We start from the raw sequence: 24824 nt of genomic DNA on the forward strand, positions 1-24824 counted from the left end.
AAGCCAATGCCGTCACGCCGTCGTTTCCTGCAATCCGCCGGCTCGGTCGCCGCTCTGGCCGCCGCCGGCGGCCGTGCGGCCTTCGCGGCCGGTCCCGGCGTGACGGAGCAGCTCGCCCGCTACATGGTCGCCGCGCGTGACCAGGAGCTGCCCGAACAGGTGCTGCGCGAATGCAAGCACCGCATTCTCGATACGCTCGGCGCGATGGTGTCGGGCTCGCGGATGAAGCCGGGCGAGATGGCGCTGAAATATGTCCGCACGCTCGGCGGCGACGCGCAGGCTTCCGTGGTCGGCTCGGATTTCCGCACCACGGCGGTCAACGCGGCGCTGGCGAACGCGATGTGCGCCCATGCCGACGAGACCGACGATTTCGAGCCGGTGACCAAGGCGCATCCGGGATGCTCGGTGGTGCCCGCCGCGCTCGCATTCGGCGAGCGGGAGCATCGCAGCGGGCAGGACGTCATTCGTGCGGTCGCGCTCGGCTACGACCTGACATGCCGCCTGCTGATGGCGCTGGGGCCCGATCTCGTGCGCGGCTCGCACCGGAGCGCGGAAGGGACATCCTCGACCTTCGGCGCACTCGGTGCGGCGGCGGCGCTGGCGCAGCTCGACGAGAAGGGAATGCGCTATGCGATCTCCTATTCGTCGCAGCAGGTCTCCGGCCTGTGGAGCTGGGTGAAGGATCACGACCACATCGAGAAGGCGTTCGACTTCGCCGGCATGGGCGCCCGCAACGGTGTGATGGCCGTCGACATGGTCAAGAATGGCCTGACCGGGGTCGACGACGTCCTCGACGGCACCCACAATCTCTTCATCGCGCTCTCGACCGATCCGAAGCCGGAGGAGATGGTGAAGGATCTCGGCAAGCGCTTCTATGTCACGGAGACCGCGATCAAGACCTTCTCGGTCGGCTATCCCATCCAGTCGCCGCTGGATGCGACGCTGACCTTGCGCAAGCAGCACAGCCTCACGCCAGACAACGTCCGTAGCATCCTGGTCAAGCTGCCGACCGATGCGATGGGGATCGTGGGCGACAGCGCGATGCCTGACGTCAATTGCCAGCACCTCGTCGCGGTCGCGCTGGTCAAGGGCGCGGTGTCGTTCAACGACAGCCATGACGTCGCGCTGATGCGTGATGCAAAAATCCTGGAGCAGCGCGCCAAGGTGACGCTGGCCGGCGACAAGGCGCTGATGGATCCTGCCGCCCCGCGCGGCGCTGTCGTCGAGGTGACATTGACCGATGGCAGGAAGGTGGAGCACTTCACGAAATATCCGCCCGGCACCAAGGAGAATCCGCTGAGCACCGAAGCCGTCGCGGTGAAGACGCGGGACCTGATGACGCCGGTGCTGGGCGCCGAGAAGTCCGAGAAGCTGATCGAGCAGATCGGCAGTCTCGAACGGCTTGACGACGTCGCAAAGTTGAGGCCATTGCTGACGGCGTGACGAGACAATCAACAACAAGACAACAATCGAGGAAATGCCCATGCGCGGGGTCATGCGACGCACCTTTCTGGCCGCCTGCGCGGCCGTCCTAGTCTCCGGCCTTGCGGCTGCGCAGGATTATCCCTCCCGCCCCGTCAAGATCATCGTGCCGTTCCCGGCCGGCGGCTCCAACGACATCATCGCCCGCATCGTCGCGCAGAAGCTGACCGAGCGGAACGGCCAGACTTTCCTAGTGGAGAATCGCGGCGGCGCCGGCGGCAATATCGGTGCCGAGGCGGTCGCGAGCGCCGAGCCCGACGGCTACACCCTGCTGCTGACCGCGCCGCCGCCGCTGACGATCAACGGCTCGCTCTACAAGAAGCTGCCGTTCGATCCCGCCAGAGCCTTTGCGCCGGTGGCGCTGATCGCCTCCGTGCCGATCGTGCTGGTGGTCAATCCCTCGGTGCCCGCCAAGAATGTCGGCGAGCTGATCGCATTGGCCAAGGCCAAGCCCGGCGCGCTGAATTTCGGCTCGTCGGGCATCGGCTCGACCAACCATCTCGCCGGCGAGCTGCTCAAGAGCATGGCCGGCATCGACATCGTCCACGTGCCCTATCGTGGCGCGGCGCCGGCGATGAACGATCTGCTCGCAGGGCAGATCCCGTTCATGTTCGACAACATGCCGGCCGTGCTGCCACAGGTTCAGGGCAAGGCCATCAACGCGATCGCGGTCGCAGGTGCCAAGCGGGCGGAAGCGTTGCCCGACGTGCCCACGGTCGCCGATACCGTTCCGGGCTTCGAGGCTTCGTCCTGGTTCGGATTGGTGGCGCCGGCGAAGACGCCTGAGCCTGCGCTCGCCAAGCTGAGCGGCGAGCTCGAGATGATTCTGAAGATGCCTGACGTCAAGAAGCGCCTGGCCGAGCTCGGGGCCGAGCCCGGCACCGTCTTCGGTCCCGCCTTCGGGCAGTTCATGACGGACGAAACCGCGAAATGGGGCAAGCTCGTCAAGGCCTCCGGCGCCACGGTGGATTAGGGTAGCGTCATGGATCTCAATCTGGGCGGCAAGGTTGCCGTCGTGACCGGCGGCAGCATCGGCATCGGCCGTGCCATTGCCGCCGAGCTTTCGCGCGAGCAGGCGCACGTCGTGATCGTCGCGCGCGATGCGGAGCGGCTTGCCGCATCGGCGCAGGGGATATCGCGCGACACCGGCAAGCGTGTCATCGCCTGCGCCGGCGACATGACCAAGCCCGACGATATCGCCCGCGCGATGGACATCGCGCGCGAGGCCTTCGGCCGTATCGACATCCTCGTCAACAATGCCGGCGCCTCTCCGATGGGCCGGATCGCGGAGACGCCGGATGCGACCTGGGCCAAGTCGATCGAGCTGAAACTGCTCGGTTATATGCGTTGCGCGCGTAACGTCCTGCCGGAAATGCGGGACCGGCGCTGGGGCCGGGTGATCAACATCATCGGCCGCAGCGGGCATCAACCCCGCGCGGCCTATATGGCGGGCGGCGCGGTCAACGCGGCGCTGCTCAACTTCACACTGGCGCTCGCCGAGGAATGCGCGCCCGACAATGTGCTGGTCACCGGCGTCAATCCCGGACCGGTGCAGACCGATCGCTGGGACAGCCTGATCTCGCAGGGAGCCGCGATCTCGGGGCAGGATCAGGGCGCGACCAATGCCGCTGCGATCGCCTCGGTGCCGCTCGGCCGAGTCGGGCAGCCGCATGAAGTATCCGGCATCGTCGCGTTCCTCTGTTCAGACCGCGCGTCCTTCATTACTGGTACCTGCATCAATGTCGATGGCGGTGGAACGAGGTGTATCTGATGGCTAGCGAACTCAGGAAGATCGGTGTCGGCGAGGATTGCGAGCTTGCAGTTCGCATCGACGATTATCTGCTGCCCTGGGACACCAAGCCGCCGGTCGTGATGCTGCACGGGCTCGCCGAAAGCGGCGAGGCGTTCCGCCGCTGGGTACCGTACTTCGCGACGCATCATCTGGTGGTGCGGCCTGATCTGCGCGGCTATGGCGATTCGACGCCGATGCAGGGCGATTACGTCTATCGCTTCGCAGGCCTCGGCGACGACATCATCCGGATGCTGGACGCGCTGAAGCTCGATCGCGTCTTCCTGGTGGGGGGCAAGATCGGCGGCACGCTGGCGATGCATCTCACCGCAAAGCACCCGGATCGCGTGATTGCGGTTGCCGCGGTCGGTGCGCCGGCCTCGCTGACTTCGTTCAACGAGCGCGCGCCGACCTGGCGCAAGCAGATCCGCGAGCAGGGCGTGGAGGCCTGGGTGCGCGAGACGACGGCCGGCCGGCTCGGCTCGTCGCTGCCGCCCGCAGCGCTCGACTGGTGGATCAATCTGATGTCGAAGACCAAGGCCTCGACGCTAGAGGCGTTCCTCCAGATGGTGCCGACGGTCGACGTCACCGGCGAGCTTCCGTCGATCACGCGTCCGGCGCTGGTGATCACCACCACCGGCTCGGGTCTGGGCGACGTTGCCTCGGTGAAGGCGTGGCAGGAGACGATTCCGGGCTCGAAGCTGGAAGTGCTGCCCGGCGATTCCTATCACGTCGCGGCCACCGATCCGGACGTCTGCGCGCGAAAAGTTCGGGAGTTCTTCGATCGACTTAAGACGTGAGAAACTGGTCCGAACAGGCCCGCCAAGAGGCCCGGACGAGAATGAGAACGAAAGGGAGGAACGATGAGCTTGAGGCGAACACTTGCCGGCTGCGTCAGTGCGATCGCGCTGCTGCACGCTGGCGCCGCCATGGCGGCAAATGTCGAGATCTCCGCAAATGACATCGGCGGCCAGGTGATGGGCGACAAAGGCGCCGAGGCCGGCGTCTGGGTGATTGCCGAGACAAGAGACCTGCCGACCAAATACGCCAAGGTGGTGGTCACCGACGATCAGGGCCGGTTCGTCATTCCCGATCTTCCCGCCGCCAACTACAAGGTCTGGGTCCGCGGCTACGGCTTGCAGGACACGGCCCAGCAGGAGACCCGGCCGGGCAAGGTGCTGGACTTCAAGGCCGCTGCGGCTTCGCCGAAGCAGGACGCGCAGAACTATCCGGGCATGTATTGGTATTCGATGCTGGACATCCCCAAGCCGGAGGAATTTCCCGGCACCGGCGACAAGGGCAACAAGATGCCGGAGACCATGAAGTCGCAGGCCCAGTGGGTCGATACGGTCAAGAACATGTGTCAGTCCTGCCACGCGCTCGGCACGCGCGGCATCCGCGAAATCCCGAAAATGTTCACCGATGGCTACGATTCCCATACTGCGTGGGCGGTCCGCACCCAGGCCGGCCAGGCCCAGGAATACATGGCGACGGTGCTCGCCAGCATGGGTCCGGAAAAGGTCTATGATCTCTTCTCGAAATGGACCGACCGCATCGCGGCCGGCGAATTGCCGTTCGCCAAGCCCGAGCGACCCAAGGGCATCGAGCGCAACGTCGTGTTCACGATGTGGGACTGGGCCGCGCCGACGCGCTATCAGCACGATGCGATCTCGACCGACAAGCGCGACCCGCGCGTGAACGCAAATGGCCTGATCTACGGATCGTCGGAGGAGAGCTCCGATCTCGTGCCGACGCTAGATCCGGTGAAGAACGTCGCGGGCACCATCAAGCATCCCTATCTCGATCCGAACACGCCGTCCTCGACTGACGCGCCGCGCGGACCGTCCGCCTATTGGGGCGACGAACCGATCTGGGACGGGCACACCAGCATCCATAATGTGATGATGGACGAGCAGGGTAAGGTCTGGTTTACGGCGCGCCTGCGCCCGCCCGCCAATCCCGATTACTGCAAACAGGGCTCGGATTTGCCGTCGGCGAAAGTCGCGCCGCAGACAACCTCGTTGCGCCAGTTGTCACGGTTCGATCCAGCGACTGGCAAATGGGACCTGATCAACACCTGCTTCACCACCCATCATCTTTATTTCGACGATGATGCCAACCAAACGCTGTGGACCAGCTCCGGCGGCCCCGGCCTCGGAGGGGGACTCGTCGGGTGGCTCAACACCAGGCTGTACCGCGAGACTCTCGATGACGTAAAATCGCAGGGCTGGACGCCGCTGATCATCGACACCAACGGCAATGGCAAGCGCGATGCCTATGTCGAGCACAAGGACCCGGTCGATCCGGCCAAGGACAAGCGCATCGCGGCTTCCTTCTACGGCATCATGCCGAGCCCGGTCGACGACGCGATCTGGGGCCAGGCGATGGATCGCGGCTTCTCCCGCATCGACCAGCCCGGCTACATCGTGCGCGTCACGCCCGGGCCGGATCCCGCTAACACCGCATTGTCCGAAGTGTACCAGCCGCCGGAGGGCACGTTCGGTCCGCGCGGTCTCGACATCGGCATCGACGGTGTGGTTTGGACAGTATTGTCCAGCGGACATCTCGCGAGCTTTGATCGCAAGCTCTGCAAGGGTCCGTTGAACGGACCGACGACCGCGGACGGCAAGCAATGTCCGGAAGGTTGGAAGACGTGGCGCATGCCCGGGCCGCAGTTCAAGGGTCTCGATAGCAGCGGCAGCGCCAATCATGCCTATTACGTCTGGGTGGATCGCTACAACACGTTCGGCCTCGGCGCCAACGTGCCGATCGCAAGCGCCAACGGCAGCGAGTCGCTGCTGGCACTGGTCAACGGCGAGCTGGTGAACCTGCGCAATCCCTATCCGCTCGGCTTCTTCACCAAGAACGTCGACGGCCGGATCGATGACCCCAATACCGGCTGGAAGGGCCGCGGCCTCTGGAGCACGACCGGAACGCGCGCGAGCTTCCACGGGGAGGGCGGCAAGGAGTCCTCGCCAAAAGTCTACAAGGTGCAGATGCGGCCCGATCCATTGGCCCATTGAGTGTTTCGCCCTATGAATAGCCACGCAGGAAACGAATGCCCAAGCCAGGAAATATGACGATGACCAAGACCTCACGACGTAACGTGCTCACGGCCGCAGCCGCGATGACCGCGGCGGGCCTCGCTGAGACCGCGCCTGCCGCGGCGCAGGCCGGACCGAAGCCGATGTTCGCGGTGCCGATGGTGACGATCCCGATCGTCGGCGAAACCCAGGTGTTCCAGGTCCGCCGCATCTATTGCATCGGCCGCAACTATGCCGCGCACGCGATCGAGCGCGGCTCCGATCCGAACCGCGAGCCGCCGTTCTTCTTCCAGAAGCCGACCGATGCGATCCAGAACGTCGCGATCGGCGAGGTCGCCGACCACCCCTATCCCTCGCTGACCAAGAACTATCATCACGAGGTCGAGCTGGTCGCCGCGCTGAAATCCGGCGGCACCAACATCCCGGCCGACAAGGCGCTCGAGCATGTCTACGGCTACGCGCTCGGCCTCGACATGACCCGGCGCGATCTCCAGAACGGCATGGCCGCCGAGAAGAAGCCCTGGGAGATCGGCAAGAGCTTCGACCACGCCGCGGTGATCGGCCCGATCCATCCCGCCAGCAAGACCGGCCATTTCGAGAAGGGCGCGATCTCGCTCGCGATCAACGGCACGGTGAAACAGAGCTCGGATCTCAGCAAGATGATCTGGAGCGTCGCCGAGCAGATCGCGAAGCTGTCGGAAGCGTTCGAGCTCAAGGCCGGCGACATCATCTATTCCGGCACGCCGGAGAATGTCGGCCCGGTGGTGAAGGGCGACGTGCTGCTGTGCAAGCTCGAGGGCTTGCCTGATATGTCGATCAAGATCGTCTAATCGATTTAGTCGATCTTTTGCGCCCGGAGGTGCACATGTTGCGACATGCCGTGATCGCCACGTTGAGCCTCGCCTTTGCTGTCGCGATTGCAAAGGCCGAAGGTCCCAGCGACGTCGCACCCACAGGAATGCTGCGCGTGGCGGTGGCCGTCGGTCCCGCCGCCTCTGCGTTCTGGACGACGCGCGATCCTTCGACGGGCAAGCCGCGCGGCGTCACCGTCGAGCTCGCCAAGGCCGCCGCCGACAAGCTGCACGTTCCGCTGCAGCTCGTCGAATACCAAAGCTCCGACGAGATTGCCGCCGCGAGCAGCAAGGACGTCTGGGATCTCTCCTTCATGCCCGCGGACGTCAAGCGCGAGCAGTTCGTGGATCAGGGCCCTGCCTACGTCGCCTATATGAGCGGCTATCTCATTCGCGCCGGATCGGACATCCGCTCCGTCGCGGATGTCGATCGCGCCGGCATGCGGGTCGGCTGCGTCGAGGGGACCTCGACGTCACGCACGGTCGAGAAGTCGCTCAAGCAGGCCAAGCTGACCAAGTTCGTGAAGCCGGAAGAGGCGGCTGAGCTGATCGGCAAGGGCGAGCTCGATGCGCTGGCGATGGGTATGGGCGCGTTGGAGGATCTGTCGCGAAAGCTGCCCGGTACCAAAGTACTGGACGAGGTGATTCAGTCGACCGGTGTTGTCGTCGTTGTTCCCAAGGGCAAGGCCGCAGCAAAAGTCTGGGCCGCGCATTTCCTGGATGAGGCCAAGGCGGATGGCACGGTCCGTCGCGCGCTCGACGGCAACGGATTTACTGGCGACAAGGTAGCGCCCTAGCGTGTGCAGCCTCTGAATTGCCGGAGTTCCATCCGCGATTGCCCCGTATTGGGCCACGGACAAACCTGCTGAGGCCATATTTGCATAAGAGTGATCTCCCGTGAGGGAGGCGCTCCGATGAACAAAGCTTTGATCACTGCCATCGTGCTGCTGGCCGGCGTGCCGGCAAGCGCCGTTGCGCAGGAGCGCGCGGGGTCTGCGGCGATAGGCGCCGTGTCCGGCGCCGTCGTGCTCGGCCCGGTCGGTGCCGTCGCGGGCGCGGTGATCGGCTATACCGCAGGACCTTCGATCGCGCGGTCATGGGGCGTGAAAGGTTCGCGGTCAGCAAGACATCGGCCGCCGTCACGACGCGAGGCGACCCCGGTGGCTGCGACCACCGCTCCGCCGCGCACGCGCCAGGCGATGGAAGCCAGCGGTCAGATGAGAGCTGCAAGCAATCCGCCGGTGCAAGCCGCTCCGGCGGTGCAGCCGGCTCAAGCTGCGCCTGCGGCGCCGGCAGAGACCACGACGCCGCCCGTTCAGGGCTTCGATTAAGGCTGGCGCGGCTTCACCTCTCCCCGCCTGCGGGGAGAGGTCGAATTCGATCGCAGATCGAATTCGGGTGAGGGGGTACAGGTCTTTCGACGATTTCTCGTGTGGAGAGAGGCCCCTGACCCCAAACCTCTCAGCGCGAGCGAAGCTCGTCGCGCCCCCGTAAGAACGGGGCGAGGGGGCGCACTGCCGATGCGGTCGCAGTTTGATTCAATTCAAAAAAAATCTAAGCCGCGGTGGTCTTCGGCCGCAGCCGGTCGACCGTCCGCGCGATCAGCGCGGCAACCTCCGGCACCTTCGGCCCAATCCGAAACTCCGGTCCCGCAACGACGACCGAAAGCCTGCGATCGCCGATCGGCAGCGGGATCGCCGCGCCGGCGAGGTCGCGGCTGTAGTCCGCAAAACTCTGGCAGTAACCGCGCGAGATCGAGTTGCGCAGCTCGGTCTCGACGGCCTCGATGCTGATCGGCGTCGAGGGGCCGTACTGCTTGAACTCGATCTTGCGATAGACGGAGTCGCGCTCTTCCTGCGAATATTGCAGCAGCAGCGCGCGGCCGCTCGCGGTGGCGTGGATCGGCACGCGGTGGCCGATGGTCGCGAAATAGCGGATCGCGGCCTTGGACTCGACGACGTCGATGAACACCGCCATCACGCCAGCCGGCGCCACGATCGAGGCGGTCTCGCCGGTCTCGGCAGAGAGATCGGCAATCAGCTGATGCGTCCACGGCGGCAGCGGCTCGACCTCCGAGATCATCCGCGCCATCGCCAGCCACCGCGGCGTCGGATAGAAGCCGGCGCGCGGCCGCGGCTCGTAGAGATAGCCTTTCTCCGACAGCGTCGCGAGCAGGTTGAAGGTCGACGAGCGCGGCCAGCCGAAATGATCGGCGATCTCGGCAAGCGTCGCCGGCTTCCTCGTTTGCGCGAAGAATTCCATGATCTCCAGGACGTTTGCGGCTTGGCGAACGATCATGGTGGCGCTGCGTCCTGCTAGGGCTGGCCGAGGATCTTCTTCGCGGCGCGAAGATGCGGCTTGTCGATCATCTGGCCGTCGAGCCGCAGCGTGCCGGAGTTGGGATTGCTGGCGAATGCCGCGATCACCTTCTCCGCCCAGCTGCGCTCGGCCTCGGTTGGTTCGAACGCCGCGTTGACGACGTCGACATGCTTGGGATGGATCAGCGCCTTCGCCGAAAACCCGTCGCGCCGCGCCGCGCGCGTTTCCTGCTCGAGGCCCGCGAGGTTGTCGATGTCGGTGTAGACGGTGTCGATCGGTGCGACCTCGGCCGCGGCGGCCGCCATCAGGCAAAGATCGCGCGCGAGGCGATAGGGGCTATGGAACACGCCGCCCGAGGCCTTTTCGGTCGCACCGAGCGAAGCGGAGAGATCTTCCGCGCCCCACATCAAGCCGGCGAGGCGAGAGGAGCAGCCCTTGTAGCTGCCGAGCCCGAAGATCGAACTCGCGGTCTCGGTCGCAACGCAGACGATGCGCGTCGCGCCGACCGTGATGCCGGATGCCGCTTCCAAAGCTTCGAGCCAGGTCGCGATCTGCCGCACGTCGTCGCCGCCTTGCGATTTCGGCAGCACGATGCCGTCGGGTCTGCCCGGCATCACCGCGGCGAGATCGGCAAGCGTCATGCCGGTGTCGAGCGCGTTGACACGGACATAGAGCTGATGCGGGCCGGGACGGCTCTTCAGCATCGCCAGCGTGAGCCCGCGCGCCTCCGGCTTCTTCTCGGTGACGACGGAATCCTCGAGATCGATGATCAGCGCGTCGGCCTTGCCTTCGCTCGCCTTCTCGAATTTGCGCGGGGAATCGCCCGGCACGAACAGCATCGAACGCATCAGACCGGCCTCTTGTGCATCAGCGCCATGCGGCGGCATCTGCCAACGATGTCATCGTTCTGGTTCAGAGCATGGTGCTCGAACTCGACGATGCCGGCCTTGGGCCGCGATTTGGATTCCCGCACCGAGAGCACCTTTGTCGTCGCCCGCAACGTGTCGCCATGGAAGACCGGTTTCGGAAAGGTGACGTCGGTCATGCCGAGATTGGCGACGGTGGTACCCAAGGTCGTATCATAGACCGTCATGCCGATCATGATGCCGAGGGTGTAAAGGCTGTTGAAAATGCGCTGGCCGAATTCGGTCTTTTCGGAGAAATGCGCGTCGATATGCAGCGGCTGCGGGTTGAGCGTCAGCAGGCTGAACATGGTGTTGTCCATCTCCGTGACGGTCCGGGTCAGCGGATGCCTGAACTCCTGGCCCACCGAAAAGTCTTCGAAATAAAGTCCGGCCATCGCGGTTTCCTCCCTGCGTCTTGCGATTTGGCCCGCGCTGCCTTTAGGGCGGCGCGGCCAGGTGAACTGCTTTTTGCTCTGCGAGCTGCTCGATCTCCTCAGTCGAGAAGCCGGCCTCGCGCAAAATGTCGCGGCCGTGCTGGCCGAGCGTCGGCGCGGGACCGGCGGCTTCCGGCTGGGTCACGCTCCAGGTCGAGGGCACCCGCATCTGGCGGATGCGCCCCTCAACGGGGTGATCGACGGTCCTGAAGAAGCCGGTCGCCTTGAGGTGCGGATCGTCCAGGATGGTTTCCAGCGTATGCATCGGCATCACCGGGATATCGGCGCGCTCGAGCAGCTCGCGCCATTCCGCCGTCGTGCGCGTCAAGAAGATCTGGCCGATCTCCTCGTAGATCTCGTCGATATGCTTGGTGCGCGCCGCGTGGTTGGCGAAGCGCGGCTGCTCCAGGAAATGCGGCTGCCCGATCGCCTCGAAGAAGCTGCGCCAGTGCTTGTCGTTGTAGATCAGCACGCAGAGATAGCCGTCGCTGGTCTTGTAGGGGCGGCGATAGCGCGAGAGCAGGCGGGCGTAGCCGCCATGGTCGAGTGGCGGATTGTAGGTGAGACCGCCGAGGTGATCGACCAGCACGAATTCCGCCATGGATTCGAACATCGGCACGTCGATGCGCTGGCCCTGGCCGGTGCGCTGCTGGTGCATCAGCCCGCCCATGATCGCATTGACCATCATCAGCCCGACGATGCGGTCGGCGATGGTGACCGGGACATAGCGCGGCGTGCCGTCGCCGGCGGCAGCTAACAGCGTCGGAATGGTGGCGGCGCCCTGGATCAGATCGTCATAGGCAGGCTTGGCCGCATAGGGGCCGGACTGGCCGTAGCCGAATGCGCCGACATAGACGAGGGCGGGATTGATCGCGGCCAGCGTCTCATAGTCGAGACCGAGCCGCGCCATCGCCTGCGGACGTACATTGTAGACGAGCGCGTTGGCGCTCCTCGCCAGCCGCAGCAGCGTGTCGCGGCCTTTCGCCTTCTTGAGGTCGAGCACGATGCTGCGCTTGCCGCGATTGGCGTTGTGGAACATCCCGCCCATGCCGGGCGTGCGGCCCGGCCCGATCTGGCGAACGATGTCGCCCTCGGGGCTTTCGACCTTGATGACATCAGCGCCCATGTCCGCCAGCACCTGGGTGCCGTAGGGGCCCATCAGCACCGAGGTCAGGTCGAGAATGGTGAAGCCGGCGAGCGGTCCCATAGGTCCCCGTTGAATGAATTCACATATGTGGAGTTAGAATTCATAAATCGTCGGTGTCAATTCGCCGCCGTCCCCGTGCGGCGCATAGCTCTATGCGTAGTTCATATACTTGACAGATAAATTCACGTATATGTACATTTTCCCCAAGCAAGAAATGGAGTGAGGGCCGGACGGTGCCGCAGCAGACCGCTGCCGCCTTCGGCGTGGGGACGCGTCAAGGAGAACCAAATGAAGAAGAACCTGGTCTGGGCTGCAGCCGCGCTCGCGCTTTCGCTGCCGGTCTCGACGATGTCGGCGCAGGCGATCGAGCTGAAGGTCGCCGACTCTTTCCCCGCCGGTCATTACCTCGTTCGCCTGCTGCTCAAGCCCTGGATGGACGACGTCACCAAGCGCACCAATGGCGCGGTGACCTTCACCTATTATCCGAACCAGCAGATCGGCAAGGCCGCCGACATGCTGCGCCTGACACAGTCCGGCGTGGTCGACATCGGCTACATCGGGCCGTCCTATGTTTCCGACAAGATGCCGCTGTCGGAAGTCGCGCAATTGCCAGGCGCGTTCGCGACCAGCTGCCAGGGCACGCTCGCTTACTGGAAGACCGCGCGCGAAGGCATCTTGGCCAAACAGGAATACGCGCCGAACAAGATCAAGCTGCTGATGGCCGTGGTGCTGCCGCCCTATCAGGTGTGGACCGTCAAGTCGAAGGTGGATACCACCAAGGATATGCAGGGCCTGAAGCTGCGCACCACGGGCGGCGCGCAGGATCTGACGCTGCGTGCACTCAATGCCGTGCCGGTGCGCATGGCCGCGCCCGATGCCTATGAGTCGCTGTCGCGCGGCACCATGGATGGTCTCTTGTTCCCGCTCGACAGCGTCGTGTCCTACGGCCTCGACAAGCTGGTCAAGCACGCCACCGAAGGCGTCAGCTTCGGCAGCTTCATCGTCGCTTACTCGATCAACCAGTCGGTCTGGGACAAGCTGCCCGACGACGTGAAGAAGGCGATGAACGAGGCCTCGGAGGCGATCACGCCAAAAGCCTGTGCCGACGTCGACAAGGAAGGCGAAGTCACCAAGAAGCACATGCAGGACGAAGGTGTCAGCTTCGATCCGCTGCCGGAGGCGACGCGCGCCGAGATCAAGGACAAGCTCAAGGGTGTCGGCAAGGAGTGGGCGAGCGGGCTCGACAGCCGCGGCAAGCAGGCTTCTGCCGCGTTGAAGGAGTTCGACGACTTGCTCGCCGCGGGCAGCAAGTAATCCCAAAACGAAGAGGGAGGCGCGAAGTGATCGAACGGGCGGGGCAAGTGCTCGGCGCGCTGGAGCGCGCGCTGACGGTGATCGCGGTGGTGTTCCTGTTCGTGATCATGCTGCTGGTGGTGACCGACGTGTTCATGCGCTATGCGCTGAACAGCCCGTTTGCCTTCACCTACGACCTGATCGGGCTCTATCTGCTCGCCGGCGTGTTCTTCTTCACGCTCTCTGACGGCCTGCGCGAGCATGCCCATGTCGGCGTCGACATCCTGCTGTCGAGGTTCTCGCCGACGGGGCGGCGGCTGTCCGAGATCGTCACGGCGCTCGCCGGCCTGTTCGTGTTCATCCTGATCTGCAAGGTCGGCTTCGAGCGTGCTCTGGAGAATTACGAGCAGCACGACGTGCTCTCGGGTGCGATCCCCTGGCCGACCTGGATCTCGGCGGCGCTGGTGCCGTTCGGCTGCGGCGTGCTGGTGCTGCGGCTGGTGCTTCAGCTCGTCGGCAATGTGCTGAGCCTCGTCAGCGGCCGCGATCTCTATCCGCTGCCGCCGGTGACCGGCGTCGGCGAAGCACGCAGCTTCGAGTAACGGCAGGCCTCCATGACACCTTTCATCGTTCTCGCCCTGCTGTTCGGCCTGCTCGCGCTCGGCACCCCCGTCGGCTTCGCCATGGCCTTTTCCGGCTCGGTCGGCCTCGTCATGGTCGGCGGCTGGTCCACGCTGTTCGGCATCTTGCAGACCGCACCGCTCTCGACCGTCTCGTCCTATGAGCTGATCACCATCCCGATGTTCCTCCTGATGGCGGACCTCGTGCTGCTGTCGGGCGTCGCGGATGATCTGTTCAAGACCGCATCAGCCTGGGTCGGCCGCATCCCCGGCGGCCTCGGCATGGCGACCGCGCTCGCCGGCGCCGGTTTCGGCGCGATCTGCGGCACCTCGACGGCTTCGGCGGCGACGCTGTCCTCGACCAGCCTGCCCGCAATGATCCGCCAGGGCTATGAGCCCAAGATGGCCGCCGGCGTAGTCGCGATCTCGGGCACGCTGTCGATGCTGCTGCCGACCAGCGTCGCGCTCGTCATCTTCGGCCTGCTCGCCGAGGTCAACATCGGCAAGCTGCTGATCAGCGGCATCATCCCGGCGATCCTCGTCACCATCACCATCATGGCCACGATCTATTTCCTGGTCTGGCAGGATCCTTCGCGCGCACCCGCCGCGAAGTCGGTGCCGTGGCGCGAAAAGTTCGCGCTGCTGTGGCAAGTCTCGCCGATGGTGGTGTTGTTCTCGATCGTCACAGGCACGATCTATCTCGGCGTCGCGACGCCGACCGAGGCCTCGGCCTTCGGTGCGTTCGGCGCCTTCCTGCTCGCGATCGTCAAGGGCAAGATCACGCCGACCTCGCTCTACAAGACGCTGCTGCGCGCCTGCCACGGCACCTGCATGATCATCATGATCCTCGTCGGTGCCTCGATCTTCGGCTACTTCTTCACGCTCACCCATGTAACGCAGGATCTCGTCGCCTGGATCGGCAGCTTGCCGACCTCGCGCTGGGTGATCATCACGCTGATCCTGTGCGGCTATATCGTGCTCGGCTCCTTCATGGATCAGATCGCGATCCTGGTGCTGACCGTGCCGATCGTGCTGCCGCTGATCAAGACGCTCGGCTTCGATCCGATCTGGTTCGGCGTCATCAAGATCGTCACCGCCGAGGTCGGCATGATCACGCCGCCGGTCGGGCTGAACTGCTTCATCGTCGCCCGCTACGCCAAGCGGCCGGTGGCCGAGGTGTTCCACGGCACCTTCCCGCATTTCATCGCGCACCTGATTGCAATCGCGATCCTGGTGGCGTTCCCGTCCATCATCCTCTGGCTGCCCTCGCAGATGGGGCGCTAGGATCGGAGCTCGCGGCTCCCAAGAAGGAGATCAAGAACATGGATTTCGCGCTCACCGATCAGCAGGAAGCCATTCGCGATGCCATCGCAAAGATCTGCGAAGGCTTTCCCGATGCCTACTGGCTGAAGAAGGACCACGACGGCGGCTTCCCGCACGATTTTCACAAGGCGCTGGCGGACGCCGGCTGGCTCGGCATCTGCGTGCCGGAGGAATATGGCGGCTCCGGGCTCGGCATCACCGAAGCAGCGATCATGATGCGCACCATCGCGGAGTCAGGCGCCGGCATGTCCGGCGCCTCCGCGGTGCATATCAACGTGTTCGGTCTCAACCCCGTCGTCGTGTTCGGCACCGAGGAGCAGCGCAAGCGCATGCTGCCGCCGATGGTCGAGGGCCGCGAGAAGGCGTGTTTCGCCGTCACCGAGCCCAACACCGGCCTCAACACCACCCAGCTCAAGACGCGTGCCGTCGCCAAGAACGACCGCTACATCGTCAACGGCCAGAAGGTGTGGATCTCGACCGCGCAGGTTGCGCACAAGATCCTGCTGCTGGCACGCACCACGCCGCTGGAGGATGTGCGTTCGCCGACTCACGGGCTCAGCCTGTTCTATACCGATTTCGACCGCAGCAGGATCAAGGTCCATGAGATCGAGAAGATGGGCCGCAAGATCGTCGATTCCAACGAGCTCTTCTTCGAGGACTTTGAAATTCCGATGGAGGACCGCATCGGCGAGGAGGGCAAGGGTTTCCAGTACATCCTCGAAGGCATGAACCCCGAGCGCATCCTGATCGCCGCGGAAGCCGTCGGCCTCGGCAAGCTGGCGCTGTCGCGCGCGACCGAATACGCCAAGACGCGCACGGTGTTCAATCGTCCGATCGGCAAGAACCAGGGCATCCAGCATCCGCTCGCGGTGAACTGGGTCGAGCTGGAGGCAGCCTGGCTGATGGTGATGCAGGCGGCCTGGCAATACGACAAGGGCTTGCCTTGCGGCGCCGGCGCGAACGCCGCGAAATATTTCGCAGGCGAAGCCGGGTATCATGCCTGCGAGCAGGCGGTGATGACTCATGGCGGTTTTGGTTACGCCAAGGAATTCCACGTCGAACGCTATTTGCGCGAGGTGCTGATCCCGCGCATCGCGCCGGTCAGCCCGCAGCTCGCGCTCAGCTTCATCGCGGAAAAGGTGCTGGGGTTGGCGAAGTCGTACTAGGCTGAGGGGCTGGAGGATCGCCATGAACCTCGCTCACCATCTCCTGCGCGCCGCCAGGGCCGACGCATCCGCACCGGCGTTGCTCAAAGGGCTGACGCCGGTCGCCGACTACGGCCGGCTCGCGACGACGGTGGCCTCGCTGGCTGCATCGCTGCAGCAACGCTTTAGCCTCGCCAGAGGCGATCGCGTCGCGCTCTTGATGAAGAACGTGCCTGACTATGTCGCCTGTCTCTATGCCTGCTGGCACGCTGGGCTGGTCGCCGTTCCCATCAACGCAAAGCTGCATCCGCGCGAGGTCGCGTTCATTCTCGACAATTCGGGCGCTGCCGTCGTCTTCGTCACCGAGGACATGGCGAGTGTCGCGTCGGAAGCCCTGGCGCTCGGCGCGGCCAAGCCGCGCATCGTCGAGATCGGCTCGGCGGAGCATCGCGCGCTGGAGAAGGCCGACGGCATTGCCATTGCTGACGTTGCGATCACCGATCCCGCCTGGATCTTCTACACGAGCGGAACTACCGGCCGGCCCAAGGGCGCGGTGCTGAGCCATCGCAATCTGCTGGCGATGTCGCTGAACTATCTCGCCGAGATCAATCCGGTGGTCCCGGGCGAGGCGCTGCTGCATGCCGCGCCGATGTCGCACGGCTCGGGCCTCTACATGGTGCCGCACGTGTTCGGCATGGGCGCGCAGATCATTCCGGAGAGCGGCCGCTTCGAGCCCGACGAGATCCTGGGGCTGACGGCGAAGCGCGAGAACATCTCCTTCTTCGCCGCGCCGACCATGGTGCGGCGCCTGACGGTCGCAGCGGAAGCTGCAGGTGCGACCGCGCCAGGGCTGAAGACCATCATCTACGGCGGTGGCCCCATGTATGTCGCCGATTGCAAGGCGGCACTCGCGGTGTTCGGGCCGAAGCTGGCGCAGATCTACGGTCAGGGCGAGACGCCGATGACCATCACCTATTTGCCGAAGTCCATGCATGTTGGTGCCGGGCATCCGCGCCATGAGGAGCGCCTCGCTTCGGTCGGCATCGCGCAAGGCGTCGTGCAGGTTCGCACCGTGGACGAAGCCGGGCGCGACGTCGCGCCTGACGAGATCGGCGAGATCATCGTGCGCGGCGATACCGTGATGTCTGGCTACTGGCAGAACCCGGATGCGACCGCGAACACGCTGCGCGACGGCTGGCTCTATACCGGCGACATGGGCGCCTTCGACGCCGACGGCTTTCTCACGCTGAAGGACCGCTCCAAGGACGTCATCATTTCCGGCGGCACCAACATCTATCCGCGCGAGGTCGAGGAGGTGCTGTTGCGGCACGAGGCGGTTGCCGAAGTCTCCGTGATCGGCCGACCGCATCCGGAATGGGGCGAGGAGGTCGTGGCCATTGTAGTTCCGGCCGAAGGCAGCGCAGTGACACGGGACGAACTCGATCAGATGTGCAACGCCTGGATCGCGCGCTTCAAGCGGCCGAAGCATTATTACCTCGCCGGTGAGCTACCGAAGAACAGCTACGGCAAGATCGTGAAGACGGAGCTGCGCACGCTGCTGGCCCAGTCCTCCGCGCGCCTCACCCCGATGGACTGAGCAGGGAATGCCTGAGCTCTCCGCGCCGATCGACTTCTCCGGCCTGATCCGTGAGGACGATCTCGTCGCGTGCGGGCAGGCGACGGCCGAGCCCACTACCCTCACCGAAGCGCTGATGGCGCAGGCGGCGGATCTGCCGCCCTTTCGGATGATGGTCGGGCCGGTATTCTCGGAAACGTTTTTCGCGGCAAGCGCGAATGTGTCGTTCCAGAGCTATGGCGTGATAGGCAATGCGCGGCGGCTTGCCAAGGCTGGGCGGCTCGACGTGATCCCGAGCAATTACAGCGCCTTCTGTGCCGACTTCGCCGCGCGCCGCCACAAGGCCGATGTCGTGCTGGTGCAGCTTGCGGAGTCCGTGGGACGGCTCAGTGCCAGCCTCTCCAACGACTATGTCATTGATGCCGCGCGCGGCGCGCGCCTCGTCATCGCCGAGATCAATCCGGATGCGCCCTTCACGCTTGGCGCGGAATGGCCGGCCGACGTGCCGATCCATGTGCGCGTAGCGGCGCGCCGCCCGCCGGTTGAGTTGGCTTCACCGCCTCTGGATGATGTCTCGCGGCGCATCGCCGCCCATGCCGCGAGCCTGATCGCCGACGGCAGCACGCTCCAGTTCGGCGTTGGACGCATCCCGGACGCGATCCTCTCCTCGCTGTCGCATGCGCGCAACATCGGCATCCATTCCGGCCTGATCAACGACGCGGTCGTCGACCTGATCGAGCGCGGCGCGGTGACGAATGCGGAGAAGGGGATCGATCTCGGGATCACGGTCACCAATCAGGTGATTGGTACAAAGCGCCTCTACGGCTTCGTGCACGAGAACAAGGCGGTTTCGGTGCGGCCGACATCCTATACGCACGGCCAGAATGTGCTGGCGCGGATCAACCGGCTGGTCGCGATCAACTCGGCGCTGCAAGTCGGGTTGGATGGCAGCGTCAATTCCGAGACGCTGAACCGCGTTGCGGTCGGCGCAATCGGCGGGCAGCTCGATTTCGTGCGCGGCGCCAATGCGTCGCCCGGAGGCAGGGCGATCATCGCGCTGCCGGCGACGGCCTCGGACGGAAGCAGCCGCATCGTCGCCAATGTCGAGACGGTGACGACGCCGCGCGCCGATGTCGACGCCATCGTCACCGAATGGGGCATCGCGGAGCTGCGCGGCTGCGGGCTTGCCGAGCGCACGCGCCGCATGATTGCGATCGCGGCGCCAGAGCACCGCGATGCGCTGTCGGCGCAGCTCCGTAAGTCTGCGCGCTAGCTCAGTTCATCATCGCGAGCGTCGGACGCGCGCTCTCGCCGGACCCGATGATGGCAGGGAGATCCGTCGCTTCGCCGGCGATCATGTGCGACATTTGCCAGAACAGATGCGCAAGGCGGGAGAACACCAGCCGCTCGCGCTCGGCTGGAACGGTGCCATCAGGAATCGTCACGGTCTCCAGGCCAACCACCTTCTTGAAATCCGGCCAGATCGTCATCGACTGCGCGATCACCGAGTAGCAGCGCGGATCGTCCTCGCTCTCGTCGTGCGCGGTCGGCAGGCCCGGATATTGCGTCGGCGCGGCGTAGAACTTGTAGGCGCCATAGCCGAGCTGGAGCAGGAATTTTTCGGACACCGCGACGTCCGCGGCGAAGGAGACCAGGCGCGCCTCGCTCAGCACGTCCGGATCGATCGCGCTGAGGTCCGATGCGCGCAGCGCCGAGCAGAAGGCGAGGTCGCGATTGTGCTCGCGGAGCAGATTGGCGAGAGGCTGCTGCTGTTGCACGGTATCGGTGAGCAGGATGATGGTCTTGAGCATCGTGTGATGTCCGTCAGGGAAAGAGATGGCGTGCGGTCATGACCGCCTCATTGGCGGCATGGGATGCGAAGAAGTCGTTGGCGATGCGCTGTCCCGGCGCGATCTCCAGGATGCGGTAGCGCGCAAGGGCAGCGGCTTCGCGCGCGGCGCCGACGTCGTCCTGCCAGGCGCAGAGCGACAGCTCCAGGCGGCCATAGCCGCCGCAATCGGCGGCATAGGCACAGGTCACGGCCTCCACCGTTGCGGCGACCGCGCCGGCGTCGCTGGCGGCGACATCGCGCAGGATCACGGCGATACCGGTGCCGGTCTCGGCCTTCGAGGTCATCACCATGAAGGCGTCGCGGGGACCGGTGCGTCCGGCGCGGCGGGCCGCGCGGGCGATGCCGGCGAAGCCGGGATCGGGGCCGAGGTCCAGCGTCGTGGTCTGCTCGCCGTGCAGGATCGTGGCGCGCGTCGCGCCGAGGTCGCCCTTCAGCGCGTGATAGGATCGCGGCAGCCATACGGTGTCGAGCGGAACCTGCGAGGAGGTCAGGCTCCAGGCCTGATCGAGCAGATAGCCTTCCCAGATCGCAGGGTACGACGCGGCGAGCTGCTGCCAGCTGCGCAGCAGCGTATCGGCACGGTCGGTACGGCCGAGATAGAGCGTGCGCGCCGACATCTCCCAGCGATTCCATTTATGGAGCGCGACGTCGCAGCCGAGGAAGGACGGCAGCAGGGGCGCCTCGCGCAGCACGGCGCCGGCTTCGACGAACAGCAGCGGCTCGCGGTACTTGTTCCACATCCGCACCATGAACTCGGCCTTCTCGAAGCAGAGCACCCGGTCGCCGAACTCGGTCTCGATCGGCTCGATATGGCAGGCGAGGTCGAAGCGCTCGAGCGAGTGCCGCAAGGCGAAGGCCGCGGTCGCGTCGCCGCCGCGTGGATAGCAGGAGACGATCCGCGGACGGACCGTGGACGCATCCGCAGCGGTGAGAAATTTCGACCAGCCGATACCGCCCCACCACAGCTCGTGCGGGCCTTCGGCGCCGCAGGGGCCGACGGTGCCGAACTCGGTCAGCTTGGACTTGAGGAAATCGAAACCCGGGTTTTCGCTGGTGGGAATGACGACGGCGCAGCCGGGCGTCAGCGAGCGGTAGAACAACTCGGCCGCGGCGCCGCTCGGCGGTTCCTTCAGGATGATGACGCCGCTGCGCCTGGCCTCGCCGGCGCCGTCGAGCGTCGGGGCGCCGTACTGGTCGACCAGCCAGTCGAGGCGATCGCGCTGGGCCCGGCCGAGCTTGATGCCGCCCGATTGCAGCAGCCGATCAAGGTTTTCGTGCGTCCCGTCCGTCAAGTCCAAGCCCCCTGGTGCCAGCCCTTGGACTTCAACGGTCGGGACGGTGTGATCAGGCGCGCTTTTTGAGGCTGGCGCCGAGCGGAGTGATCGCCACGGAATAGATCGCGACATCCTCGGCCATCGGGGCGACGGGGATCAGCAGGCAGCCGTCTTCGCTTTCGGCGCGATAATGATCGCCGCGCCGCTCGATCCCGGCATAGACTAGGCTGTCGGCCGCGACGCCGATCACGTCCTGGCTCTTGGCGGCGTCGCGGATGTCGTCGGCGGTCTGGATGGTCACGCCGTGCAGCAGGCCTTCGGCGGCGAATTTCGGCAGCGGCAGCGCGATCATGGCAATGCCCATCGCGCGCGAGACCGGAATACGTATGCGCAATTCGCCGAGCCCGGTGCGATGGACGGTCACCGTCTCCAGCGACGCCTCGCCGCCGCCGCGGAACAATCCGACCTGAACCGAGCCGCCGGGGCTCTCTTCAAAGACGTCGGCCGGCAGGCGGTTGGCGCCAAACAGCGTATAGAGATAGGCGTGAGACGGCGACATCAATGCAAAGCTGCCGGCCAGCCACATCGGCGGCGCGGCCGACGTGCAGGCGGCAGAGAGGCCGCGCGCGGTGATCTGCCGGCGAATGAAATCGCCGTCCAGCATCGGCGCCAGCGCATGCGTGCCGAGATTGACGTCGTGCTTCAATCCGCCGAGCAGCGCCAGCTCGTCCTCGTCGGGTAACAGCAACAGGCGCGCCAGCGTCGCCGCGCACCAGCGCGCGGCGATGTCGGGCGTGGCATAGGGGCTGAGACGAAACTCGCGCGCCACCTTTCTGGCGCTGCCGGCGAAGGCGAGGGCGCCGGACTGGATCTCGCCGGCCAGTGCGATCTGGCTCGCGGGCCGCGGATTGATCTCGCGCAGCACCCGGTCGCCGTCATAGTCGCGCACCGAACCGTCGGCCGAGCAGCAGATCTGCTCCAGCAGCGCGACATTGCGGATCAGCATGCGCTTGACGTGAGGGGTGACCACGAGGTCGGAGATGAATCCTGCCGCGCTGTCGTCCTCGGCGATGTCGTCGAAGGCGTCGTCGAGCGACATCAGATAGGCGCCGTGAACGCGGATGCCGAGGCCTTCGATGTCGAAGATACGGCGCAGCGCCTTCTGCACGCTGCCGGAATAGCCGAGATCGGCGAGCACGAGATCGGTACAGTCGTCGAAGCCGGGAATGGCATGGCGGAGATAGGCGAGCAGCCGGGCGCGCAAGCCAGCGGCGAGTTCGACGATCTCCGCCGGATCGATCAGCTCCGGCAGCGCCTCGGCCAGCGCTTCGCCTGTGGCAATTCCATCGGGGAAGCCGGCGAAGAAGAGGGCGACCTTCGGCGGCATCATCTTCATCATGTCCTGGAAGGTCGGTGCGTCGATCTTGAGGACTTTGCTAAGGAGATTGACCAGCGGCTGGATCGTGTCGGCGGAGGCGATCAGGCTGACGCGGCGGTTGATCTCGAGATAGGCCGAACGCGTGTCGTGCAGCTCCTGCCAGATCCGGTGCGGCAGAAAGCCGTCGCGGCCGAGGAAGCCGAGCGCGACCTTGCGGCCCGGACCGGAGACCTCTTCGCAGCGCCTCGCGATGAAGGCGTCGAAGGCCGCCATGACCGGGCCGAGCACGGTCAATCCGAGGCGGAAAGCGGGGGATTTCTCGGCGCTGCGGGCCGCGACCATGCGGCGCAGCGTTCGCGCGCCGTGATCGAGCCGCGACGGTGCGCTAGCGCATAACAGCTCGAACAGCGCGCCCTCGCGCTGAAACCTGGAAGCCAGTTGCGCGGTCGCTTGCGGATAGTAGCGGGGGCGGATGCCGTGGCGCTTCGCGCCCCTGATGTCGGCCTTCTCGTTGTCGCCGACGTGAAAGGAGGAGCCAGCGTCGACACCTTGCTCCGACAGATATGTCGCGAACAGCGTCTCGCTCTTGCTGCTGCCATGATCGCAGGACGCGTAGAGGAAGTCCCATGTCAATCCGGGATGGCAGGCCCGCAGCAAGCGCGCCAGCCGACCGGAATCCCAATAGGTGTCGGAGATGAATCCGACGCAGTGTCCGGCGCGCTTCATGTCCAGATATTGCCGAAGCATGTCCGGATTGGCGCGGCAGAGCTCGAGCTCGGCGGCGAACTCCGATTCGACGAGGTCGTTCAGATCGCTGCGCGCGAGACCGAACAGCCTGAACGGAAAGAAGGAATAGATCTCGCCGATATGGACTTCGCCGCTGCCGCGCTTCTCCCTCGCAGTTCTGCGTGCGCGCGATTCGGCCTGGATTCGGTGCTGAACGAAACTCGCGGAAACATTCGGACAAATTCTTGAAATGCCGGATAGCTCGTAAGTCCTTTCAAATACGCCATCCGGCGTCGCGCAGGCGCGCAATAGAAATGTATCGAAAACATCGAACGACCAAGCAGAAACAATTTTCGCGCGGCGCTCCGCACCGGCCGTTGCGATCGTCATGCCGAAAATCCCCGTCCACCAGGACGATTAACGCGCGCATGTGGGGATTCAGGCGCTCTCGATGCGAAAAAAGTTCACGCGCGATTCAAAATCGCGCTCGTCGCAACTGACAGATTCAAAAAAATCGCTAGGTTCGAAAAAGGTGATTCGGAAAAAATTGCCGGGTGCGGAAGTCGTCTCGCGTTCATTCACACTCGGAAACAATCGCTGCTTCACGCGCTTCGCGCATGCCGCGTTCGATCACCTAGTGCCGCGTAATGTCAGCGTTTTCTCTCCACTGCATCTGTTCAGGATGGATGATCCGCCATGGCGCGAGACGATGTGATGATTGCAGGTGTGACGCGCGAGGTGATCGCGCGCTCGGCAATTATTGCCCGATACTCGGCAAAAACGACCGACTAACATCTTGAAAAATAACAAAAATTCTCCGCCTGGATTGTTTTGTCGCCGCGTTCAACGCCTGGAAGCCGTGTGGCATGTGCGCCGCCGGCATTGCGGGTTGGAGGTTGCGGGATGAGTTACGCTGCTGATGTCTGGGCTCCCGCCGAGGCCGAGATCACGGCGACGGTGCCGGCCGATGCGATCGTGCCGGTGATGCCGTCGGTGCCGCTCGCACCCGACAGCGCGCCCGTGACCGCCGAGATCGTCTTCGATGAAGACAGCGAACTCCTCGACAGGCTCGCTGCCGACGACGAAGCGGCGTTTCGCATGCTGGTCGAGCGTCACATCGACCGTGCCTATGCGATCGCGCTGCGCATCGTCGGCAATGCGGCCGATGCCGAAGACGTGGTGCAGGACACCATGCTCAAGATCTGGAGCCATCGCGGCCGCTGGCAGCACGGCCGCGCCAAATTCTCGACCTGGCTCTACCGCGTCATCTCCAATCGCTGCATCGACCTGCGCCGCAAGCCGCGCAACGAGAATGTCGAGACCGTGCCCGAAGTCGCCGACGGCCAGCCGGGCGCCGTCGAGATCATCGAGCGCAACGAGCTGAACGACATGCTGGAAGTCGCGATGCAGCGCCTGCCCGAGCAGCAGCGCCTCGCCGTCATCTTCTCGTACCACGAGAACATGAGCAACGGCGAGATCGCGCAGGTGATGGACACCACGGTGGCCGCAGTCGAGTCGCTGCTCAAGCGCGGCCGCCAGCAGCTGCGCCAATTGCTGCGCAAGCACGAGCGCGACATCCGCACCGCGTTTACCGACTGCTAACCATAAAATTGGCCCCGCGAAAATTTTCGCGCCTGATCTCTTTGCGCTCCGCCGTTTGAGCGAA

Annotated in this window: 23 protein-coding genes; 16 read left to right on the forward strand and 7 right to left on the reverse strand. The window is 64.9% G+C overall.

The annotated features are described in order from the left end of the window. Nucleotides 1–6: 6 nt before the first annotated feature. The 8 genes from BRAGE_RS0101185 (at nucleotide 7) to BRAGE_RS0101220 (ending at nucleotide 8497) form a co-directional block, all read left to right on the forward strand. Nucleotides 7–1443, forward strand: a complete 1437-nt coding sequence (locus BRAGE_RS0101185; protein ID WP_027560856.1) for an MmgE/PrpD family protein — start codon at nucleotides 7–9, stop codon at nucleotides 1441–1443. A 40-nt stretch (nucleotides 1444–1483) separates the two neighbouring features. Beyond that, nucleotides 1484–2455, forward strand: coding sequence for a Bug family tripartite tricarboxylate transporter substrate binding protein (locus BRAGE_RS0101190; protein ID WP_027560855.1), 972 nt, complete (start codon nucleotides 1484–1486; stop codon nucleotides 2453–2455). A gap of 9 nt (nucleotides 2456–2464) precedes the next feature. Further along, on the forward strand, nucleotides 2465–3253 hold the full coding sequence (locus BRAGE_RS0101195) for an SDR family NAD(P)-dependent oxidoreductase (protein ID WP_027560854.1): 789 nt from the start codon (nucleotides 2465–2467) through the stop codon (nucleotides 3251–3253). Next, on the forward strand, nucleotides 3253–4071 hold the full coding sequence (locus BRAGE_RS0101200; RefSeq protein WP_027560853.1) for an alpha/beta fold hydrolase: 819 nt from the start codon (nucleotides 3253–3255) through the stop codon (nucleotides 4069–4071). Before BRAGE_RS0101195 ends, BRAGE_RS0101200 begins: the two co-directional genes overlap by 1 nt. 63 nt (nucleotides 4072–4134) lie before the next feature. Then, nucleotides 4135–6294 (forward strand): carboxypeptidase-like regulatory domain-containing protein, encoded by a 2160-nt coding sequence (locus BRAGE_RS0101205; RefSeq protein ID WP_027560852.1) that lies wholly within the window; start codon nucleotides 4135–4137, stop codon nucleotides 6292–6294. 59 nt (nucleotides 6295–6353) lie between these two features. Further along, nucleotides 6354–7145, forward strand: coding sequence for a fumarylacetoacetate hydrolase family protein (locus BRAGE_RS0101210; RefSeq protein ID WP_027560851.1), 792 nt, complete (start codon nucleotides 6354–6356; stop codon nucleotides 7143–7145). Nucleotides 7146–7180: 35 nt separating this feature from the next. Further along, nucleotides 7181–7963 (forward strand): transporter substrate-binding domain-containing protein, encoded by a 783-nt coding sequence (locus tag BRAGE_RS0101215; RefSeq protein ID WP_027560850.1) that lies wholly within the window; start codon nucleotides 7181–7183, stop codon nucleotides 7961–7963. Nucleotides 7964–8080: 117 nt separating this feature from the next. Beyond that, nucleotides 8081–8497, forward strand: a complete 417-nt coding sequence (locus tag BRAGE_RS0101220; protein WP_035729270.1) for a hypothetical protein — start codon at nucleotides 8081–8083, stop codon at nucleotides 8495–8497. 223 nt (nucleotides 8498–8720) lie between these two features. Here the strand turns inward: BRAGE_RS0101220 and BRAGE_RS0101225 are convergent, their stop codons facing one another. The 4 genes from BRAGE_RS0101225 to BRAGE_RS0101240 are packed head-to-tail and all read right to left on the reverse strand — an operon-like array spanning nucleotide 8721 to nucleotide 12031. Then, nucleotides 8721–9464: an IclR family transcriptional regulator gene (locus tag BRAGE_RS0101225; protein WP_027560848.1), complete on the reverse strand. Its 744-nt coding sequence runs from the start codon at nucleotides 9462–9464 to the stop codon at nucleotides 8721–8723. Between the two features lie 17 nt (nucleotides 9465–9481). Beyond that, entirely contained in the window at nucleotides 9482–10333 is an 852-nt protein-coding gene (locus BRAGE_RS0101230) for an HpcH/HpaI aldolase/citrate lyase family protein (RefSeq protein WP_027560847.1), read from the reverse strand. After that, a complete protein-coding gene (locus tag BRAGE_RS0101235; RefSeq protein ID WP_347336527.1) occupies nucleotides 10333–10812 on the reverse strand; it encodes a MaoC family dehydratase in 480 nt (159 codons plus the stop codon). Before BRAGE_RS0101235 ends, BRAGE_RS0101230 begins: the two co-directional genes overlap by 1 nt. A gap of 16 nt (nucleotides 10813–10828) precedes the next feature. Next, nucleotides 10829–12031, reverse strand: a complete 1203-nt coding sequence (locus BRAGE_RS0101240; protein ID WP_027560845.1) for a CaiB/BaiF CoA transferase family protein — start codon at nucleotides 12029–12031, stop codon at nucleotides 10829–10831. A 228-nt stretch (nucleotides 12032–12259) separates the two neighbouring features. Here BRAGE_RS0101240 and dctP point away from each other — a divergent pair, with 228 nt between their 5' ends. From dctP to BRAGE_RS0101270, 6 genes are read left to right on the forward strand one after another with little or no spacing between them, the layout of a single operon-like run. Next, nucleotides 12260–13285 (forward strand): TRAP transporter substrate-binding protein DctP, encoded by a 1026-nt coding sequence (dctP, locus tag BRAGE_RS0101245; protein WP_027560844.1) that lies wholly within the window; start codon nucleotides 12260–12262, stop codon nucleotides 13283–13285. A gap of 26 nt (nucleotides 13286–13311) precedes the next feature. Continuing rightward, nucleotides 13312–13866, forward strand: a complete 555-nt coding sequence (locus tag BRAGE_RS0101250) for a TRAP transporter small permease (protein ID WP_027560843.1) — start codon at nucleotides 13312–13314, stop codon at nucleotides 13864–13866. A 12-nt stretch (nucleotides 13867–13878) separates the two neighbouring features. Then, entirely contained in the window at nucleotides 13879–15168 is a 1290-nt protein-coding gene (locus BRAGE_RS0101255) for a TRAP transporter large permease (protein ID WP_027560842.1), read from the forward strand. A gap of 38 nt (nucleotides 15169–15206) precedes the next feature. Further along, nucleotides 15207–16373 carry an acyl-CoA dehydrogenase family protein gene (locus tag BRAGE_RS0101260; RefSeq protein WP_027560841.1) on the forward strand — a complete coding sequence of 389 codons (1167 nt, stop codon included), beginning with the start codon at nucleotides 15207–15209 and terminating at the stop codon, nucleotides 16371–16373. 22 nt (nucleotides 16374–16395) lie between these two features. Further along, a complete protein-coding gene (locus BRAGE_RS0101265; RefSeq protein ID WP_027560840.1) occupies nucleotides 16396–17949 on the forward strand; it encodes an AMP-binding protein in 1554 nt (517 codons plus the stop codon). A gap of 7 nt (nucleotides 17950–17956) precedes the next feature. Then, on the forward strand, nucleotides 17957–19201 hold the full coding sequence (locus BRAGE_RS0101270; protein ID WP_027560839.1) for an acetyl-CoA hydrolase/transferase family protein: 1245 nt from the start codon (nucleotides 17957–17959) through the stop codon (nucleotides 19199–19201). A 1-nt stretch (nucleotide 19202) separates the two neighbouring features. Here BRAGE_RS0101270 and BRAGE_RS0101275 read toward each other — a convergent pair whose 3' ends face one another. From BRAGE_RS0101275 to BRAGE_RS0101285, 3 genes are read right to left on the reverse strand one after another with little or no spacing between them, the layout of a single operon-like run. Beyond that, nucleotides 19203–19739, reverse strand: coding sequence for a hypothetical protein (locus BRAGE_RS0101275; RefSeq protein ID WP_027560838.1), 537 nt, complete (start codon nucleotides 19737–19739; stop codon nucleotides 19203–19205). Nucleotides 19740–19752: 13 nt separating this feature from the next. Then, on the reverse strand, nucleotides 19753–21072 hold the full coding sequence (locus BRAGE_RS0101280; protein ID WP_027560837.1) for a hypothetical protein: 1320 nt from the start codon (nucleotides 21070–21072) through the stop codon (nucleotides 19753–19755). A 52-nt stretch (nucleotides 21073–21124) separates the two neighbouring features. Then, complete coding sequence (locus BRAGE_RS0101285) at nucleotides 21125–23548, reverse strand: hypothetical protein (RefSeq protein ID WP_027560836.1); 2424 nt, start codon at nucleotides 23546–23548, stop codon at nucleotides 21125–21127. Nucleotides 23549–23609: 61 nt separating this feature from the next. On the opposite strand from BRAGE_RS0101285, the gene BRAGE_RS54165 reads away from it, so the two are divergent. Both BRAGE_RS54165 and BRAGE_RS0101295 read left to right on the forward strand, forming a co-directional pair. Beyond that, the gene (locus BRAGE_RS54165) at nucleotides 23610–23873 is read left to right on the forward strand and encodes a hypothetical protein (RefSeq protein WP_156950829.1); all 264 of its coding nucleotides are present in this window, start codon (nucleotides 23610–23612) and stop codon (nucleotides 23871–23873) included. A 188-nt stretch (nucleotides 23874–24061) separates the two neighbouring features. After that, nucleotides 24062–24760 carry an RNA polymerase sigma factor gene (locus BRAGE_RS0101295; RefSeq protein WP_027560835.1) on the forward strand — a complete coding sequence of 233 codons (699 nt, stop codon included), beginning with the start codon at nucleotides 24062–24064 and terminating at the stop codon, nucleotides 24758–24760. Nucleotides 24761–24824 lie beyond the last annotated feature (64 nt).

The organism is Bradyrhizobium genosp. SA-4 str. CB756, from assembly GCF_000473125.1.
GTDB classification, from domain to species: domain Bacteria; phylum Pseudomonadota; class Alphaproteobacteria; order Rhizobiales; family Xanthobacteraceae; genus Bradyrhizobium; species Bradyrhizobium arachidis.